The 15,793-nt window shown below is 73.2% G+C and carries 17 protein-coding genes; 7 read left to right on the top strand and 10 right to left on the bottom strand.

Annotated features, from left to right (window positions below):
* Window positions 1–42: 42 nt before the first annotated feature.
* The 3 genes from ACIBCT_RS30985 to ACIBCT_RS30975 form a co-directional block, all read right to left on the bottom strand.
* Window positions 43–1,188, bottom strand: coding sequence for an alpha/beta hydrolase family protein (locus tag ACIBCT_RS30985; protein WP_399194595.1), 1,146 nt, complete (start codon window positions 1,186–1,188; stop codon window positions 43–45).
* A 297-nt stretch (window positions 1,189–1,485) separates the two neighbouring features.
* Window positions 1,486–2,121 (bottom strand): transcriptional regulator, encoded by a 636-nt coding sequence (locus ACIBCT_RS30980; RefSeq protein ID WP_399194593.1) that lies wholly within the window; start codon window positions 2,119–2,121, stop codon window positions 1,486–1,488.
* Complete coding sequence (locus ACIBCT_RS30975) at window positions 2,118–2,513, bottom strand: DNA-binding protein (protein ID WP_399194591.1); 396 nt, start codon at window positions 2,511–2,513, stop codon at window positions 2,118–2,120. Before ACIBCT_RS30975 ends, ACIBCT_RS30980 begins: the two co-directional genes overlap by 4 nt.
* A gap of 59 nt (window positions 2,514–2,572) precedes the next feature.
* Here ACIBCT_RS30975 and ACIBCT_RS30970 point away from each other — a divergent pair, with 59 nt between their 5' ends.
* The 3 genes from ACIBCT_RS30970 (at window position 2,573) to ACIBCT_RS30960 (ending at window position 5,488) form a co-directional block, all read left to right on the top strand.
* Window positions 2,573–3,868 (top strand): PEP/pyruvate-binding domain-containing protein, encoded by a 1,296-nt coding sequence (locus ACIBCT_RS30970; protein ID WP_399194589.1) that lies wholly within the window; start codon window positions 2,573–2,575, stop codon window positions 3,866–3,868.
* A gap of 179 nt (window positions 3,869–4,047) precedes the next feature.
* Window positions 4,048–4,662 carry a histidine phosphatase family protein gene (locus tag ACIBCT_RS30965; RefSeq protein ID WP_399194587.1) on the top strand — a complete coding sequence of 205 codons (615 nt, stop codon included), beginning with the start codon at window positions 4,048–4,050 and terminating at the stop codon, window positions 4,660–4,662.
* Between the two features lie 43 nt (window positions 4,663–4,705).
* Window positions 4,706–5,488, top strand: coding sequence for an aminoglycoside phosphotransferase family protein (locus ACIBCT_RS30960; RefSeq protein WP_399194585.1), 783 nt, complete (start codon window positions 4,706–4,708; stop codon window positions 5,486–5,488).
* Between the two features lie 138 nt (window positions 5,489–5,626).
* Here the strand turns inward: ACIBCT_RS30960 and ACIBCT_RS30955 are convergent, their stop codons facing one another.
* The 4 genes from ACIBCT_RS30955 to nadE all read right to left on the bottom strand — a co-directional run bounded on the left by ACIBCT_RS30955 (window position 5,627) and on the right by nadE (window position 10,727).
* Window positions 5,627–6,223, bottom strand: coding sequence for a hypothetical protein (locus ACIBCT_RS30955; RefSeq protein WP_399194584.1), 597 nt, complete (start codon window positions 6,221–6,223; stop codon window positions 5,627–5,629).
* A complete protein-coding gene (locus tag ACIBCT_RS30950) occupies window positions 6,181–7,938 on the bottom strand; it encodes a PHP domain-containing protein (RefSeq protein ID WP_399194582.1) in 1,758 nt (585 codons plus the stop codon). Before ACIBCT_RS30950 ends, ACIBCT_RS30955 begins: the two co-directional genes overlap by 43 nt.
* Before the next feature lie 205 nt (window positions 7,939–8,143).
* Entirely contained in the window at window positions 8,144–9,799 is a 1,656-nt protein-coding gene (betA, locus tag ACIBCT_RS30945) for a choline dehydrogenase (protein WP_399194580.1), read from the bottom strand.
* Window positions 9,800–9,875: 76 nt separating this feature from the next.
* Window positions 9,876–10,727, bottom strand: a complete 852-nt coding sequence (nadE, locus tag ACIBCT_RS30940) for an ammonia-dependent NAD(+) synthetase (RefSeq protein ID WP_399194578.1) — start codon at window positions 10,725–10,727, stop codon at window positions 9,876–9,878.
* 200 nt (window positions 10,728–10,927) lie between these two features.
* On the opposite strand from nadE, the gene ACIBCT_RS30935 reads away from it, so the two are divergent.
* On the top strand, window positions 10,928–11,749 hold the full coding sequence (locus ACIBCT_RS30935; protein WP_399194576.1) for an SAM-dependent methyltransferase: 822 nt from the start codon (window positions 10,928–10,930) through the stop codon (window positions 11,747–11,749).
* Window positions 11,750–11,839: 90 nt separating this feature from the next.
* Complete coding sequence (locus ACIBCT_RS30930; protein WP_399194613.1) at window positions 11,840–11,953, top strand: DUF397 domain-containing protein; 114 nt, start codon at window positions 11,840–11,842, stop codon at window positions 11,951–11,953.
* 255 nt (window positions 11,954–12,208) lie between these two features.
* Here the strand turns inward: ACIBCT_RS30930 and ACIBCT_RS30925 are convergent, their stop codons facing one another.
* A complete protein-coding gene (locus ACIBCT_RS30925) occupies window positions 12,209–12,595 on the bottom strand; it encodes a VOC family protein (RefSeq protein ID WP_399194574.1) in 387 nt (128 codons plus the stop codon).
* Window positions 12,596–12,658: 63 nt separating this feature from the next.
* Here ACIBCT_RS30925 and ACIBCT_RS30920 point away from each other — a divergent pair, with 63 nt between their 5' ends.
* The gene (locus tag ACIBCT_RS30920; RefSeq protein WP_399194572.1) at window positions 12,659–13,624 is read left to right on the top strand and encodes a helix-turn-helix transcriptional regulator; all 966 of its coding nucleotides are present in this window, start codon (window positions 12,659–12,661) and stop codon (window positions 13,622–13,624) included.
* Between the two features lie 228 nt (window positions 13,625–13,852).
* Here the strand turns inward: ACIBCT_RS30920 and ACIBCT_RS30915 are convergent, their stop codons facing one another.
* Window positions 13,853–14,659 carry a hypothetical protein gene (locus ACIBCT_RS30915; RefSeq protein ID WP_399194570.1) on the bottom strand — a complete coding sequence of 269 codons (807 nt, stop codon included), beginning with the start codon at window positions 14,657–14,659 and terminating at the stop codon, window positions 13,853–13,855.
* Entirely contained in the window at window positions 14,646–15,161 is a 516-nt protein-coding gene (locus tag ACIBCT_RS30910) for a SigE family RNA polymerase sigma factor (RefSeq protein ID WP_399194568.1), read from the bottom strand. Before ACIBCT_RS30910 ends, ACIBCT_RS30915 begins: the two co-directional genes overlap by 14 nt.
* Before the next feature lie 184 nt (window positions 15,162–15,345).
* Here ACIBCT_RS30910 and ACIBCT_RS30905 point away from each other — a divergent pair, with 184 nt between their 5' ends.
* Window positions 15,346–15,723 (top strand): hypothetical protein, encoded by a 378-nt coding sequence (locus tag ACIBCT_RS30905; protein ID WP_399194566.1) that lies wholly within the window; start codon window positions 15,346–15,348, stop codon window positions 15,721–15,723.
* Window positions 15,724–15,793: the final 70 nt, after the last annotated feature.

Genomic DNA, 15,793 nt, shown 5'->3' with positions numbered 1-15,793 from the left:
CTCCCCCGCCCGTAACCGCCCGCCCCCGGTCGTCGTCGGCCGCTACCGTGGCACGTCCCCGCCCGCGTCCAGGTGTGAGGAGAGCCAGCCGAAGACCCGCTCCTGCGCGCCGAGACCGAAGGCGTGTCCCGCCTCGGCGAACACGCCCGTGTACTCCCGCGGGGAACTCCGGTAGCGGGCCGCGATCATCGTGTGGGCGCGGCGCATCCCGCTCGGCGGGAGGATCTCGTCGTGCTCGGCGTACCAGACCAACAGGGGCCGGGGGAAGGCGCAGGCGACCAGGTCGGGCAGGTCGCAGAGCCGGGACAGCCCCGGCGGGTACAGCATCCACGTGTGGCGCGCGACGTACCCGTCCAGCAGGTCCCGGTAGGAAGAGATCATCGCGACCACGGCGACCGCCCGCACGCCGGGGTCGAAGGCGCCGAGCAGGGTGGCGCGCAGCCCGCCGCCCGACAGCCCGGCGCATCCCACGGGCCCGACGTCGGGACGCGAGCGCAGGTAGGCGGTCGCGGCCAGGTCCTCCCCCGCGACGACGCCCGCGTAGGAGGTGCCGAGCACCGTGCAGTACTTGGCCAGGACGTTCTCGTACCGCCCGGCCGCGGCGTCGTAGCGGTCGGCCTCTCCGAGCCCGGGATCGTCGCCGGGGGCGCCGGCGACGTTCTCGGGCATGTCGGCGAGCGGGATCCTGCGGCTGCCCCAGCCCAGCACGTCGGGCACCAGCACGGTGAACCCCCGCCGGGCCAGCTCCCCCGCCCAGGCCCTGCCGTCGTAGATCGCGGCCCGCAGCCTCGCCACCTCCGGTGAGGGCCCCTGCGGACCGTCGGCGATCTTCTCCTTGCCCGCCCACTTCATCCCGGCGTGACAGTGCAGCGCGACGACGCCCGGTAGCGCCGCGCCGCCCGCCTCGCGGGGACGCAACACGTAGGCACGGGTCCTGGGGCCGAACCCGACGTCCCAGGAGACCTCCTCGCCGGACAGGTCGCCCGACGTCCAGGTGCGCTCGGTGCGCACGCTCGACGCGGTCAGGTCGAGCACGCCCAGGACGTCGCGCGCCCGCTCGCTCAGCCGCGGGCCCGGCGGGGGGAACAGGCCGCGCTGGGCGGCGGCGATGTCGGCCAGCCCGGAGAACTCCCCGAGGTGCCGCAGGCGGCGCGGGTCCGCGTGGTCATGGGCGGCGTCGGACGGCACCGCTCAACCGGCCGCGGCGCGGGCGCCACGGCCCCGGAGGGCTCCGGGACGGCTCGTCATCGGGGGACCTCCGGCTGTACGCGATCGGATAGCGCTTTCCTGCATGATCCCCTTCCTACAAGAGCCGAGGGAGGAGCGTCAACTTTCCTCAGCCCCCGCACCCTTCGTCGACGTGCCGTCGCTCGCGTTCTCCCGGCTCACAAGACCGGCGACGACCGCACGGGGACGAGCGCCGCCGATCCGTGTCGTCCGACGTCACGACCGGTCGCGACGAAGGAGGAGCAGCCCTGGGCCGGGTCAGGAGCGCGCGTTCCGGTCGAGGCCGAGGGTGGCGATCAGGTCCTCGTGGAGCTGGAACCAGACGCGATGGCAGGAGTCGACGTCGGTGCGGTCCACCCAGGCGCCCTCCCCGGCCCGGGCGCGCGCCAGGGCCGCGGCGAACCGGGTGTCGTACCCGCCCAGCCGTCTCAGGACGTTCCCGAGCCGGCCGGCCAGCGGTACGAGCGCGCGGCCGATGCCGGCGAGCTCGTCGAGGACCCTGGCGTCCCAGGCGGGGTCGCCGTGGTCGTTGACGGCGAGCCGGTCGCCGGCGACGGGCCGGAGCTGCCAGTCGGTGCAGGCCCGCAGCAGGAGGGCGTTCAGCGGGAGGAACGCGCGGTGGACGTCCAGGACCTCGTCGGCGCCGCCGGCGCGTGCGAGCTCGGCCGCGAGCAGCCGCTCGTTCTCGGCCCGGCCCGTTTCGGTCAGCGACCAGCCCGCGGTGCCGCCGAAGGAGGTGTACCCGACGTGTCCGTGCGCCTCGGCGTCGCGCAGCAGCTCCTCGGTCAGGGCCGGGTCGAGCCCGTACCGCCGAGCGACCGCCGGGGTGTCCGCGAACCCGAGGACGCGCACCGCGTGCAGGACCAGCAGGCCGGGCGGGGAGTCGCGCGTCACGAGCCGCCGTCCCGCCGCGCCGCCAGGCGGGTGTAGTGCTGCTGGCACGCCTGGGGGGAGTTGAACCCCATCGTGCTCGCGATCTGTGCCCAGGTCAGCCCGGCGTCGCGGGCGATGAACAGCAGGGCGGACTCGAGTCCTTCGACCTCGGCGTGCGCGGCGGGCAGGAGGGCCAGCGCGCTCAGGACGTCCTCCGGGTCCAGGTCCGCGTTGCGCCAGACGGCGAACTGGACGAGGTCGACCGCCGACGGCGGGGCCGGCGGGGGGCGCCACGGACGGGCGTCGAGCGCGTCCGCGCCCAGGCGCAGAAGGCGCTCGCCCGCCTCGTGCTCACGGTCGGCCTGGGCGTGGTCCGCGCGCCCGGTGCGAGTGATGTCCTGCTTGCGCGTCATGCCCTCCATGATCCACAATCAAGAAATTGTTGTCAATATTTTGTTGAAAGGTGGGATGGATGATCGTACCCCTCAGGTCGGCCGTCACCGGGACGTGCGGGGGCAAGGCCGGTGCGCTCGGCGCGTTGCTCCGCGCGGGACTGCCGGTCCCCGACGGCTTCGTCGTGCCGTTCGCCGCCTACCGCGCCGCCTACCGCGCCGCCGTCCGGGACCTGGACCCGGACCCGGACCTGGATTCGGACCCGGACCCGGACCCGGAGCGGTTCACCGGCGGGCCGGACCGTCTCGACGTCGTGCGGCGGGCGATCGGGACCCGCCCGGTCCACGCCGCCCTGGCCGGCGCGCTCGGGCGCGCCCTCGACGGGCTCGGTGATCCGTCCGTCGCGGTGAGGTCGTCCGCCGCGCACGAGGACACCGGCAGCGCATCGGCGGCCGGCCTGCACGACAGCTTTCTCGCCGTACGCGGAGCCGGCGCGGTCACCGACGCCGTACGCGCCTGCTGGGCCTCACTGTTCGGCCCGCGCACCGTCGGCCACCCGGGCGGCTCCGGTCGCGGCGGCCCGCCCTTCGCCGACCTCGCCATGGCCGTCCTCGTGCAGCGCCACCTGGACGCCGAGGTGTCCGGGGTCATGTTCACCCCCGCCGACCCGAACGATCCGGTCCGCATCGAGGCCTCCTGGGGACTCGGCCCCAGCGTCGTCGGCGGCACGGTCACCCCTGACGCCTACCGCGTCGCCGGGGACGGGTCGGTCATCCGCACGGTCGCGCGCAAACGGACCCGCCTCGACCGGCACGGCAGGCGGCTCGTCACGTCCGACGTGCCCGCCCGCGACCGCGACCGGCCGGTGATCGACGACGCGACCGCCGTCCTCCTCGCCGGGCTGGGCGGGCAGATCGCCGCCGTACGCGGTGGACCGCAGGACGTCGAGTGGGCGATCGCCGGTGGACGCCCGTGGGTCCTGCAGGCACGGCCGGTCACCGCCGCGCTCCCGGAGTGGCCCTCGCCCGCCGGTCGCGCCCCGGCCGCCGCGCCCACGCTGACCGGGACACCGGGCAGCCGCGGGGTGGTGACCGGTCCCGCGCGGATCGTCCGCGGCCTGGGCGACTTCGCGCGTGTGCACCCGGGCGACGTCCTCGTCTGCCCCTTCACCGACCCCGCGTGGACGCCGCTGCTGCGCATCGCGGCCGGTGTGGTCACCGAGACCGGAGGCGTGCTCTCGCACGCCGCGATCGTCGCCCGCGAGCACGGCATCCCCGCGGTCCTCGGCGTCCCGGACGCGACGGGCACGCTCCACGACGGCGGCACCGTCACCGTCGACGGCACCGCCGGCACCGTCACGGCGGCCGGCACGTGATCGGTCCCCCGCCCTGCCCGGCCGGGGAGCCGTCCCCCGCAAGCCGTCACCCGGGCCGTCCCCCCGGAGCCGCACCCGCACCCCCGTCACCCGGGAACCGCACCCTCGTCACCCACCCCGCCCTCGGACCGGAAGGAGACGGGGAGCGGGCCGACGCGGGCACCGCTCCCCGGCCGCTCATGACCACACGACACCTCTACCTGGCACGACACGGCGCGGCCGACGCGTTCGGGAACCTCACCGGCATCGGCCACCGGCAGGCGGGCCTGCTGGGCGAACGGCTCGCCGGCCTGCCGATCGACGCCGTGTGGCACTCCCCGCTGCCGCGCGCCGCGGCCAGCGCGCACGAACTCGCCCGGCACCTGCGGAACGCGCCCGTCGCCGAGGCCGCCGAACTCGTCGACCACGTGCCCTACGTCCCCCGGGCGGCCGAGACGCCCCCGTCCTGGGCCGGATTCTTCGACGGCTACGACGACGCCGAGGCGGCCGCGGGCCTGAGGCTCGCCGACGCCCTGGTCGCCCGGTTCGCGAGGCCCCCCGGCACGACCGCGGCGGGCGCCCGGCGCGACACCCATGAGGTGCTGGTGACGCACGCCTACCCGATCGCGTGGCTGGTACGGCACGCCCTGGACGCGCCGCCCTCCCGGTGGCTCGGCCTGAACAGCGCCAACGCCGCGCTGACGGTCATCGACTACCGCCCCGAACTGCCGCCGACGCTCGTGATGTTCAACGACACCGGCCACCTCCCGGCCGACCTGCGCTGGACCGGGTTCCCCGACGGCGTGAGGCCGTGAGATCCCGGTGGAACCCGGTCGCTCCGCGCGCCAGGATGGAACCATGGTCGAAGAGCACAGACTCCCCGGGGGGAACACCGGCGGAGCGGTCCGGGTCGGTGACACCGTCCGCCGTGTCCCGGGCCCCTGGACGCCCTCCGTGCACGCGCTGCTCCGGCACCTGGAGACCGTCGGCTTCGCCGGGGCCCCACGGGCGCTGGGATTCGACGAGCAGGGCCGGGAGGTGCTCTCCTTCCTGCCCGGTGACGTGGTCGGGACCGCACGGCCGTGGCCCGGCTGGGTGCACGGCGACGACGCGCTCCGCCAGGTGGGCCGCTGGCTTCGCGACTTCCACGCCGCCGTAGCGGGCTTCGTCCCTCCCGCGGACGCGGTCTGGCGCGAGGGGGGCGTCTGGCGGCCCGGCATGATCGTCGGCCACAACGACGCCGCTCCCTACAACGCGGCCCGGGCCGACGGGCGCCTCGTCGGCTTCTTCGACTGGGACTTCGCCGCTCCGGTCACGCCGGAGTGGGACCTCGCCTTCACCGCCTTCGCCTGGGTGCCGCTGCACGCCCGTCACGTCGTGGCGGCGGAGGGCTTCACCGCGTTCGCCGACAGGCCCCGGAGGCTGCGGCTGTTCCTCGACGCCTACGGCTGGAGCGGACCGGCCGGGGAGTTCGTCGACACCGTCCGCCGGCGGGTGAGCGCCTCGGCGGAGGGCATCCGGCGCACCGCGGCGGCGGGCGACCCGGCCTACCGGGCCATGGTGGAACACGGCGTCGACGCCGCGCTGGAGACGGCCGTGGAGGAGCTGGCCGGCTTCCCGTGGTCCCCGGACCCGGGGTGACACCGGGGAGCGGCCGGTCGTGACACCGGGCATCCCGGATCGGCGGGCACCCCGGATCGGCCGTGTCGCCCGCCGATCCGGGACCTCGATCCGGGACCCCGGGCCGGGCCCGCGGTTCACGGCCCCGGGCGCGCCGTCTCAGCCGTGGTCGGCGCAGCAGGGCGTCGGGTCGCGTACCTCGGCGGGCATGAGGCGCCCGTCCGCGGCGGGCATGGTCAGCAGGACCACACGCCCGTCGCGCAGCTGCGGCCGTACGTGGTCGCCGGTCGTGACGAGGGTGTCCGGTGACGGCTCCTCGGCCTGGGCCAGCACGGCGACCCGGTCGATCGCCGAACGGGCCAGGATCTCGGCCACGCTGAGCGTGCCGGTCAGCTCCGCCCGGCCCGGGTACACGACCAGGCGCCCTCCGGACCCGGCGGCGTGCGCGGCCGCGGCGAGCGCGGCGCCCCGCGCCGCCTCCTCGGGCCCGGTACGGTCCTCGCCGGACGCGGCCCCCACCCCGTCGGGGAGCGCCGCGAGGTCGATCGTCTCCCGGACGGCGAGCGAGCAGGCCACGTGCGGCGTGCCGTCCGCGACGCGTACGAAGTGCGTGCAGCCCACGATGCCGTCCGGGAGGCCGAGCGTCTCCACCACCCGGTGGAGAAGGTGCTCGGCCTCCGCGACCGTCCGTGAGCCTCCGTCGAGGCCGATGATCATCCGCGCGGCACGACCCAGATCGGGTTGCTGTAGAACCACAGGTCCTTCCACGGGTCGGCGTCGCCGAAGACGTCGATCCGCGGTCCGGCCGGGTCGATCGCCGCGCCGAGCAGCCCGGGGGCGCTGCGGTTGCCGTCGGTGCCCCGCAGCCGCACGTAGACCGGCCGGTCGACGGCGCCGAGCCGGTAGGTGAACCTCACGGTCCCGGTGTTCTTGCCGACCTCGAAGGAGGTCACGACCTTGGTGGCCGGGGTCGTGAAGACGTCCCGGTCGGACGCGGGTCCGGTGACGTCGCCCTGGATGACGTCCACGCGGGCCAGGGCCGGGACGTACTGCGCCCAGTTCGGCCGGTTCGCCAGCGTGATCTCGATGTTGAGCTCGACCTTGGCGCCCTTGCGGATGTGCAGGGTGTCGCCGAGCGAGACGCCGCGCTGTCCCCTGTCGGCCTGCCGCGCGCGCACGACCAGGCCGCTGATGAGGCCGCCGTGGTCCACCCACACGCGGCCCTCGCGGATGGCGTCCATGACCGCGGTGTAGGAGAAGTTCCTGGCGCCGACGTGGGTGCGGCTGTAGTACCCGGGCCAGAAGTCACCGGCCGTCAGGTTGGGAGTGCCCCGGTAGACGGGGTCCTCGTACCTGCCGTCGGCGTTGAAGTCCCCGCCCGGCCCGCGGTCGGTCGTGTCGGCGTAGACCGAGTGCGAGTCGGAGTTGGCGGTGATCCACCAGCTCTTGCCCTCGGCGAGCAGGCTGTCCCAGAGGCCGCCGACGGTCGCGGTCATCCAGTCGAAGCCGCCGAAGGTCTTGTAGCTCTCGGCGGGGTAGGCGGGGAAGGAGTCCGCGCCCGGGTTGCTGTCGTAGAAGCCGCGTCCGCCGCCCGGCCCGTGCGGCTTGGGGATGCCCGCGGCCTGGTGGCCCGGCGCTCCCTCCATGCCGACGGCGATGTCCGGCTGGGCGTCGCGCCAGCCCCGGATCTCGTGCGGGGAGTCGAGCCCCTTGCGCGAGGGGTGGTTGGCGAGGAACAGCGCGTCCCCGACGCGACGGCGCCTGACGGCGTCGGCCAGGAAGTTCAGCCCGGCGATGGCCAGGGCCTCGTTCTGCGGGGTGGAGGCCGAGGCGCCCTTCACCGAGCCGTCGAAGGAGTTCTCGAACTCCTTGAGGGTGGCCGCCTCGCCCCGGCCCGGGGCCACGAACACGGTGCCGTGCTCGGCGCCCGGGATGTTCCATTCCAGTCCCTGGAAGACCAGGGTGTCCCTGACGGCCTGCCGCGCGGCGACGATGTCGGGGTTGACCTTGTCGACACCGATCTTGGCGTGGGTGGCGCCCCCGTGGTCGGTGATGACCATCCAGTCCAGCCCGTACGCGTTCCCGTGCCGGACCTGGTCGCTGACCTTGTAGATCCCGTCGGAGCTGTACTGGGTGTGGATGTGGTGGTCGCCGGCGAGCCAGAGGTAGCCGTCGCGGGGCTCGGGGCCGTGCGGGGTCCGCGTGCCGGTGGCGGCCGCGGCGGCCTGGCCCTGCGCGCCGAGGACGCCGGCCGCGCTCAGGCCGGCGCCCAGCAGTCCCGCGCGGCGGAACATCTGGCGCCGCGAGAGCTGGCCGGGAGAGAGCTCGGCGTCGGGAACCGAGAGGTCGACGATCGGCGCCGTGTCGCCCTGGTCGAGGGCGTGCCCGGCACCGTGAGCGTGGTCGTGCGGGTGAGCATGAGTGTGATCGTGAGGGTGATCGTGCCCGTGGCCCATGGTGTGCCTTTCCATCCCCGCCGGAGAGAGCGCTCCGGCTACCCGTGGACCCTTGCAAAACCACCTGAATCACTCATTAACGCTATATATCCCTCAAGGGGGAAAATACCGACGTCCGACCGCCGGACGGGGCCGTCGGGCGGGATCACGGGGCGGGGTCGGCAGGCGCGGTCATCCGAGGTGAGTGGACGCGGTCGGCGGACGCGGCCGGCGGACGCGGTCAGCGGGCGGGCTCGCCGCGGTGCCGGTGGAAGGGCGTGTGCTCGGCCGCGAGCGGGGTGTTGCCCAGGATCAGGTCGGCCGCCTTCTCCGCCACCATCATGACCGGCGCGTAGATGTTGCCGTTGGTCACGTACGGCATCACCGAGGCGTCCACCACACGCAGTCCCTCCAGGCCGTGCACCCGCAGGGAGAGCGGGTCCGTCACGGACATGGCGTCGACGCCCATCCGCGCGGTGCACGAGGGGTGCAGCGCGGTCTCCCCGTCCCTGGCCACCCAGTCGAGGATCTCCTCGTCGGTCTCGACCCCGGAGCCGGGTGAGATCTCCCCGGCGTTGAAGGCGTCCATGGCGGGCCGGTTCAGGATGTCGCGCGCGATCCGGACGGCCTCCACCCACTCGCGCCGGTCCCGCGCGGTGGACAGGTAGTTGAAGCGCAGCGCCGGGTGCACCCGGGGGTCGGTGCTGGTGATCTTCACCGAGCCGCGCGCGTCGGAGTACATCGGCCCGACGTGCACCTGGTAGCCGTGCCCGCCCGCGGGCGCGGAGCCGTCGTAGCGGACCGCGACGGGCAGGAAGTGGAACATCAGGTTGGGATAGTCGACCTCGTCGTTGCTCCGGACGAAGCCGCCCGCCTCGAAGTGGTTGGTCGCGCCGGGACCGCTGCGCAGGAACAGCCAGCGCGCGCCGATCCACGGCCGGTTGCGCCACCTCATCGCCGGTTGCAGCGACACCGGCCGCCCGCAGGCGTACTGGATGTAGACCTCCAGGTGGTCCTGGAGGTTCTCGCCGACGCCCGGCAGGTGGTGCACGACGTCGACGCCGAGGGCCTCCAGCTCGGCCGCGTTCCCCACCCCGGAGAGCTGGAGCAGCTGCGGGGAGTTGAACGCGCCGCCGCACAGGATCACCTCGCCCGCGCGGACCGTCCGGCCGCCGCACTCGACGCCGACGGCGCGCCCGCCCTCGAAGAGGATCCGGGTGACGAACGCCCGCGTCCTGACCTCCAGGTTGGGGCGTCTCCCGACCGGGTGCAGGTAGGCACGGGCGGCCGACAGGCGTCGTCCGGCGCTGATGGTGCGGTCGAAGCGGGCGAAGCCCTCCTGGCGGTAGCCGTTGACGTCGTCGGTCAGCGGGTGCCCGGCCTGCTGCACCGCCTCGAAGAAGGCCCCGAACAGCGGGTTGCGCACCGGCCCGCGCTCCAGCACCAGCGGCCCGCCCCGGCCGCGCATCGGATCGCCGGGGTCGGCGGCCACGCAGTTCTCCATGCGCCTGAAGTACGGCAGGCAGTGCGCGAAGTCCCAGGTCCCCATCCCCGGATCGGCGCCCCAGCGCTCGTAGTCCAGGGGGTTGCCCCGCTGGAAGATCATCCCGTTGATGCTGCTGGAGCCGCCCAGCACCTTGCCCCGGGCGTGGTAGATCCGGCGGCCGTTCATGTGCGGCTCGGGCTCGGAGACGTACTTCCAGTCGTAGAAGCGGTTCCCGATCGGGAAGGGCAGGGCCGCCGGCATGTGGATGAGGACGTCCCAGGGATGGTCCGGGCGGCCCGCCTCCAGCACCAGCACGCGGTTGGCGGGGTCGGCCGACAGCCGGTTGGCGAGCGCGCACCCCGCCGAACCACCCCCGACGATGACGAAGTCGTACACGGCCGCCCCCCTCATCTCAGGAGGATAGGCAGGCGGACGTAAAGCGTACGGCGCGACAGGGTGCGCCGTACGCAACGAGGACCGCCGACGGTCACGCGTCCGTGGTCCGCCACCAGTCGTCGGACGGGCCGACCGGAACGGTCCGCTTGTGTCGGGTCGCGAGGTAGTGCGCCTCCAGCTTCGCCGCCGCCTCCGGCGCGATCTCGGCGCCCTCCAGGTAGTCGTCGATCTGGGCGTACGTCAGGCCGAGCGCCACCTCGTCGGGCAGGGCGGGCCGGTCCTCCTCCAGGTCGGCGGTCGGCACCTTCTCCCAGGTGCTCGGCGGTGCTCCCAGCTCCCGCAGCAGGGCGGCGCCCTGACGCTTGTTCAGCCCGGTCAGCGGGGTGACGTCCACGCCGCCGTCGCCGTACTTGGTGTAGAAGCCGGTCACCGCCTCGGCCGCGTGGTCGGTGCCCGCGACGAGCAGGCCCAGCTGCCCGGCGATCGCGAACTGGACCACCATGCGCTCGCGGGCCTTGACATTGCCGCGCACGAAGTCGCTCAGCTCGAACCCGTCGCCCTTGAGCTCCCGCAGGCCGAGCGCCGTCTGGGCGGAGACGGCGTCCGCGCTCGGCTTGATGTTCACCGTGATCGACCGGTCGGGCCGGATGAACTCCAGCGCGATCTGGGCGTCGTGCTCGTCGGCCTGCACGCCGTGGGGAAGCCGTACCGCGACGAAGGTGGCCTCACGCCCCTCGGCGCGCAGCTCCTCGCAGGCGAGCTGGCACAACCTGCCGACCAGCGTGCTGTCCTGGCCGCCGCTGATCCCGAGCACGTAACCCTTGGCCGGGGTCGACCGCAGGTAGTCCTTGAGAAAGTCGACCCGTTGCCTGATCTCGACCTCGGGGACGATGGTCGCCTTGACGCCGAACTCGGTGAGAATCTGCTTCCTTACGTTCGCCATCCGTGTACCTTACCGACCGGAATCGGGCCGCGAGGAAACGGGTTCGGGCCGAGCCCGCGGAGCGGCCCGCCGGGATCACCACGGCGGGTCAGGGTGCTCTCACCGTGAGATACACCACCCGAAAAGGTGGCGTTCGCCGGAAAACAACGGGATCATGACGGAGTTCAGCACGCGGAGACGAGACAGACGGCAGGACGCTGATGACGAAGGAGCAGGCGCCCCAGGGGGTGGATCCGCACATCCCGAACGCTGCCCGGATGTACGACTACTTCATCGGCGGCAAGGACAACTTCCGGGCCGACCGGGAGCTCGCCGAGATGGTGCTCAGCGTGCTCCCCGAGACCCGTGACGGCGCCCGGGAGAACCGCAGGCTGATCGGCCGGGTGGTGGAGTACCTCATCGGCAAGGGCGTCAGGCAGTTCCTCGACCTCGGCTCGGGGCTGCCCGCGCAGCAGAACGTGCACGAGGTCGCCCTCCGGCTGGCCCCGGACGCGCGCGTGGTCTACGTCGACCACGACCCCGTGGTCTGCGCGCACGGCCGCGCCCTGCTCGCCGGGGGCGACGGGGTGGCCATGGTCCAGGGGGACGTGCGCGACCCCGGGAGCATCCTCGGCGACCCCGAGGTGCGCGAGCTCATCGACTTCGACCGGCCCGTCGCGGTCCTGATGATGTTCCTGCTGCACCTCATCTCCGACGAGGACGACCCGCAGGCGTTCGTCGCCGCCTACCGCGAGGCCGTGGCGCCCGGAAGCTACCTGGCCGTCTCCCACGTCGGCAGCGACGCCGCCCCCGAGCGCACCGCCCGGATCAGCGAGTTCTACCAGAAGGCGAACACGCCGTTCTGCCCCCGTACGGGCGAGGAGATCGCCCGGTTCTTCGGCGACTTCGAGCTCATCCCCCCGGGCCTCGTCAACGGCCGGAACGCGGAGGGCATCGAGCCGTTCTCCGACCCGGACACGGAGCTGCAGGTCGACGAGGAGATGGCCCGGATGGGCTACGTGGGGATCGCGCGCAAGCCCTGACGGCCGCGTACGCGTCACGGCCGCCGACCGGTCCCCCGCCGGGTCCGACCGGCCGACGGTGAGCGGACGGGGCTCGGGAACGCCACCGGCCTGGTCGCCGTACGCGACTCCAAGGACACCGGCGGTCCCGCGCTCCTGTTCACCTCCGCCGAGTGGGGCACCTTCCTCGACCGCGTGAGGACCGACGGTCTCGGCCTCGGCTGACAGCGCCTGTGACCTCGGCCCGGTGATGTACGAACACCGAGCCCTTTTTCAGCCTGACGGTGCCGGTCAGGCTGGGGCCTTCCTCTGCCTCCTTCTTCCACAGCCTGCGGCAGGTGAATACCGATACCGACTGATCTCCGTCCTTGACGACGAAGCCGGAATGGCGTGCGCACAGCCGCCCTCCTGCTGAGGACGACGATGAGTTCGCCACCTTGCGTGGGCGCGTGGGCGTGGTCGTCGGCCGACCGCCGACGCTCAGTCCTGCGTGGAGATGCAGAAGGGGTGGCCCGCGGGGTCCAGCAGGACCCTGCGCTGATCGGGGTGCGGTTGGACAGGGGGTTCCATGGCGCCCAGTGCCAGCATCCGTGCGTGGGCGGCGTCCAGATCGTCGACGCCCAGTTCCATGTGAGCCTGCTTGCCCTGGGACGGGTCCGGCCAGGTCGGGCGCCGGTAGTCGGCCACCCGGATGAAGCCCAGTCCAGGTGAACCCTCCCGGCCGAGCAGGACGAAGTCGTCGCTGGAGTAGGCGACGGGCAAGCCGAGCGCGTCGCCGTAGAAGCGGGCCAGCTCGGCGGGGTCCGGGCAGTCGAAGTCGACGGACAGCAAGCGGATCGCGGGTCCGGATGTGGGTTCGGTACTCATGGGGAGGAGGCTATGACGGGACCAGGACAGTTCCGGTCCTGGTCATGGGGAACACTTCCGGATGTGATCAGCACCTCCGCCCGCCTGCTGCGACTGGTCTCGCTGCTGTCCACCCGACCGGCGTGGACCTGCCGCGAGCTGGCCGAGCGAATGGCGGTCACCGACCGCACGGTCCGGCGGGATGTCGCCCGGCTGAGGGAACTCGGTTACGGCATCGAGTCCGACCCCGGACCCTGGGGCGGCTACCGCCTCGGCGGTGGCACCCGGGTGCCGCCGCTGATCCTCGATGACGAGGAGGCACTCGCCGTGGCCGTCGCGCTGCGAGAGGCCGCGCTCAGCGGCGTCCTGGGCGGCGACCAGGCCGCGCTGTCGGCGCTGTTGAAACTACGGCAGGTCCTACCGTCCCGGATCGCGGACCGGCTGGGGGAGATGGATGCGACTTTCGTACACACTCCCAGGCCCGAGGGACGTCAGATCTCACCCGGCGCGCTGCTGGAACTGGCCGCCGCCTGCCGTCGTGGCGAGCGTGCCCGGCTTTCGTACCGCGACCACGCGGGGAAGGTCACCGTTCGGGACATCGACCCCTACCGCCTGGTGCACACCGGCCGCCGCTGGTACTTCGTCGCCCGGGACGTGGCCCGGGATCAGTGGCGGACGTTCCGGGCCGACCGGGTGGTACAGGTACAGCCGACCGGACATACCGTCGAACTCGTCGACCCGCCCGACCCGGCGCTCCTCGTCTCTCGGTCCATCGCGGGCGTCGTGTACCCGCTCTATGTCACAGTCCGGCTGGCGCACCCCATGGACCAGGCGCTACGGCTGGTCCCGCCCACGATCGGCACCCACCGCCCGGACGGCCCCGATGCCACCATCGTCGAGATCGGCGGCAACGACGCCGACCAGCTCGCCGCATATCTCCTCAGCCTGGGCACCAGGCTACGGATCCTGTCACCGGACCACGTACGGGAGGCGCTGCTGCGCCGTACCCGGGACCTGTTCGAGGACAACGGGGGCGGTCAGCCCCGGTAACGGGCGGGGACGCGTCCGGTGGCGCCGCGGCGATACCGGTCTGGGAGGGGAGCCTCATCGCGATCGGGCTCGCCGGGGTGGCCGTCGGGCCGGCGATCGGTCTCCGGCCTACCTGCGGGAGCGCCGGCCTCACGGTGGCGGTGGTCCAGCACGCCCTGGCCGCCGGCGCGGGCGCCGCCATGCCGGCCGGGATCGTGCGGACCTACCGCGACCGCGCCGCCGGGCGGGTCAGCCGACGGCGCTGAGACCCGTGGCGATCCTCCTCAGTTCGCGGTCGATCACCTTGGGGCTCCCGAGGTCGTCGGCGTAGCCGGGACCGAGCATGACCTCGACCCGCCGCCCCTCCCCCAGGCTCAGGAAGAGGGTCGGGGTGCCGTTCCCGCCGTCCTCGCCGACCCACTGCCTGACCAGGTAGCCGGTCCTGTCGTCGCCGAAGGTCACCTCCTTCCCCGTCCCCTCCTCGCGGTACTCCCGGACGCGCTCGTCGGCCTCCTGGACGGCCCGGCCCTCGTGGACGTAGATCTGGACGCAGTAGGCGCCGTTCCCGTCACCGTCGTAGTCCCACGAGGTCGTGTACTCCTCGCCCCGGTTCAGGGACCGGTTGGACCACAGCAGGCCCTCGGGCAGGTACCCGACCCGGATGCTCCTGAAGGCCCTTCCGTCGCCGAGGTCGCCGAGGTCGCCGGGCCCGGACGCGGGGGGCGGTCCGCTGTCGTCGATGGCGGGAGGTTCCGGCGTGGTCCCGGCGGTGACGTCCGGCCCCGGTGTCCCGGAGACCGTGATCCGCCCGGCGGGCCGGGATCCCCCGGTGGCCGAGCCGTCCGGGCCGAGGTCGAGAAAGAGGGGGGTCACCACGCCGACGACGGCCACGGCCACGGCCAGGGCGGTGAACCTGATCCGGTTCGCCCTTTTCCTGCGCGAGGCGCGCAGGACCCGCTCCACCAGGTCCGGCGGGGCGTGCAGCCTCTCGACCTCGTCCGCCATGATCCGCCGGAGGTCGTCAGGCGCGCGGAGGTCACTCTCAGGCGCGGACATTCCCGATCACTCCTTCCGCTGCTTCCGGGCCGATCGCCGCGCGGAGCTTGGCGAGCGCCTTCGATGCCTGACTTTTCACCGTGCCCGTCGAACAACCGAGGATCTCCGCGGTCTGCGTCTCGCTGAGGTCCTCCCAGTACCTCAGGACGACCACCGCGCGCTGCCGGGGAGGCAGTGCGCGCAGGGTGTCCATCAGCACGTGACGCAGGTCGACGTCGGTCTCGCGTGCCGCGGACTCCGGAGGGGTGTGCATCGGGACGATCCGCATGATCGCCCGGCGCCGGGCACGGCTGATGGAGGCGTTGACGATGATGCGGCGGACATAGGGCTCGGGGTTGTCGTACCGCACCCGGTCCCAGTGCTGATAGGTGCGCTCCAGTGCCGTCTGCACCAGGTCCTCCGCCTCCTTCTCGTCACCGCAGGCGAGGTAGGCGACCCGTAGCAGGCTCGTGCCGCGTGCGGCCACGAACGCCGCGAACCCGTTGTCCTCGGCCTCGCTCACTCCTGTCCGTCCAATGTCATGCCCCCTGATACGCCTGCGTCGCACCGCGCGTTGCCCGCGACCTCCGGCGATCTCACATTCCGTCGCGTCACCCCGCCGGGGTGAACGCCCTGCAAACCCGGATCGCGCAAATTCAAGATCGTACGCGGGCAACCTCCCCGGGGGGCCGGGCGTATAAGGGGTCATGACATCGCATGACCGAAGACAACAGACGAAGGCCGCGACCTCACCGGCCCGGTCGCTGACGGCGATCGGGGCCGTCCTGCCCGCGGTGTGCGTGTTCGGGTCCCGGAGGCTGGGGACGCGGCCGAAGAGCCCCGCCGACGAACGGGCGTGGCGCCGCGACGGCTCCCCGGCCACGTGGAACCGGTCGGCGGACGGCATGACCGTCGTCCTGTCCACCCGGCCGGACAAGGGCCGGGCCGGCGCCGCGAAGGGCCGCTCGGACGCGTTCCACGTGGCCGGTCAGCAGCTGTCGTACGAGGAGCTGCAGCGGCTGCCCGCGGACCCGGCCGGGCTGAGGGGGTGGATCGAGAAGGCCGTACGGGTCCGGAAGGCGTGAGGACCACGATCGACGGCAGGCCGTTCGCGAACAAGACGTCGACGGAGATCGTGCTCCACGCCGGCTGGAC

This window comes from Streptosporangium sp. NPDC050855 (assembly GCF_044456585.1).
Lineage (GTDB): Bacteria > Actinomycetota > Actinomycetes > Streptosporangiales > Streptosporangiaceae > Streptosporangium > Streptosporangium longisporum.
This window is presented reverse-complemented; position numbering and strand designations above follow the sequence as displayed.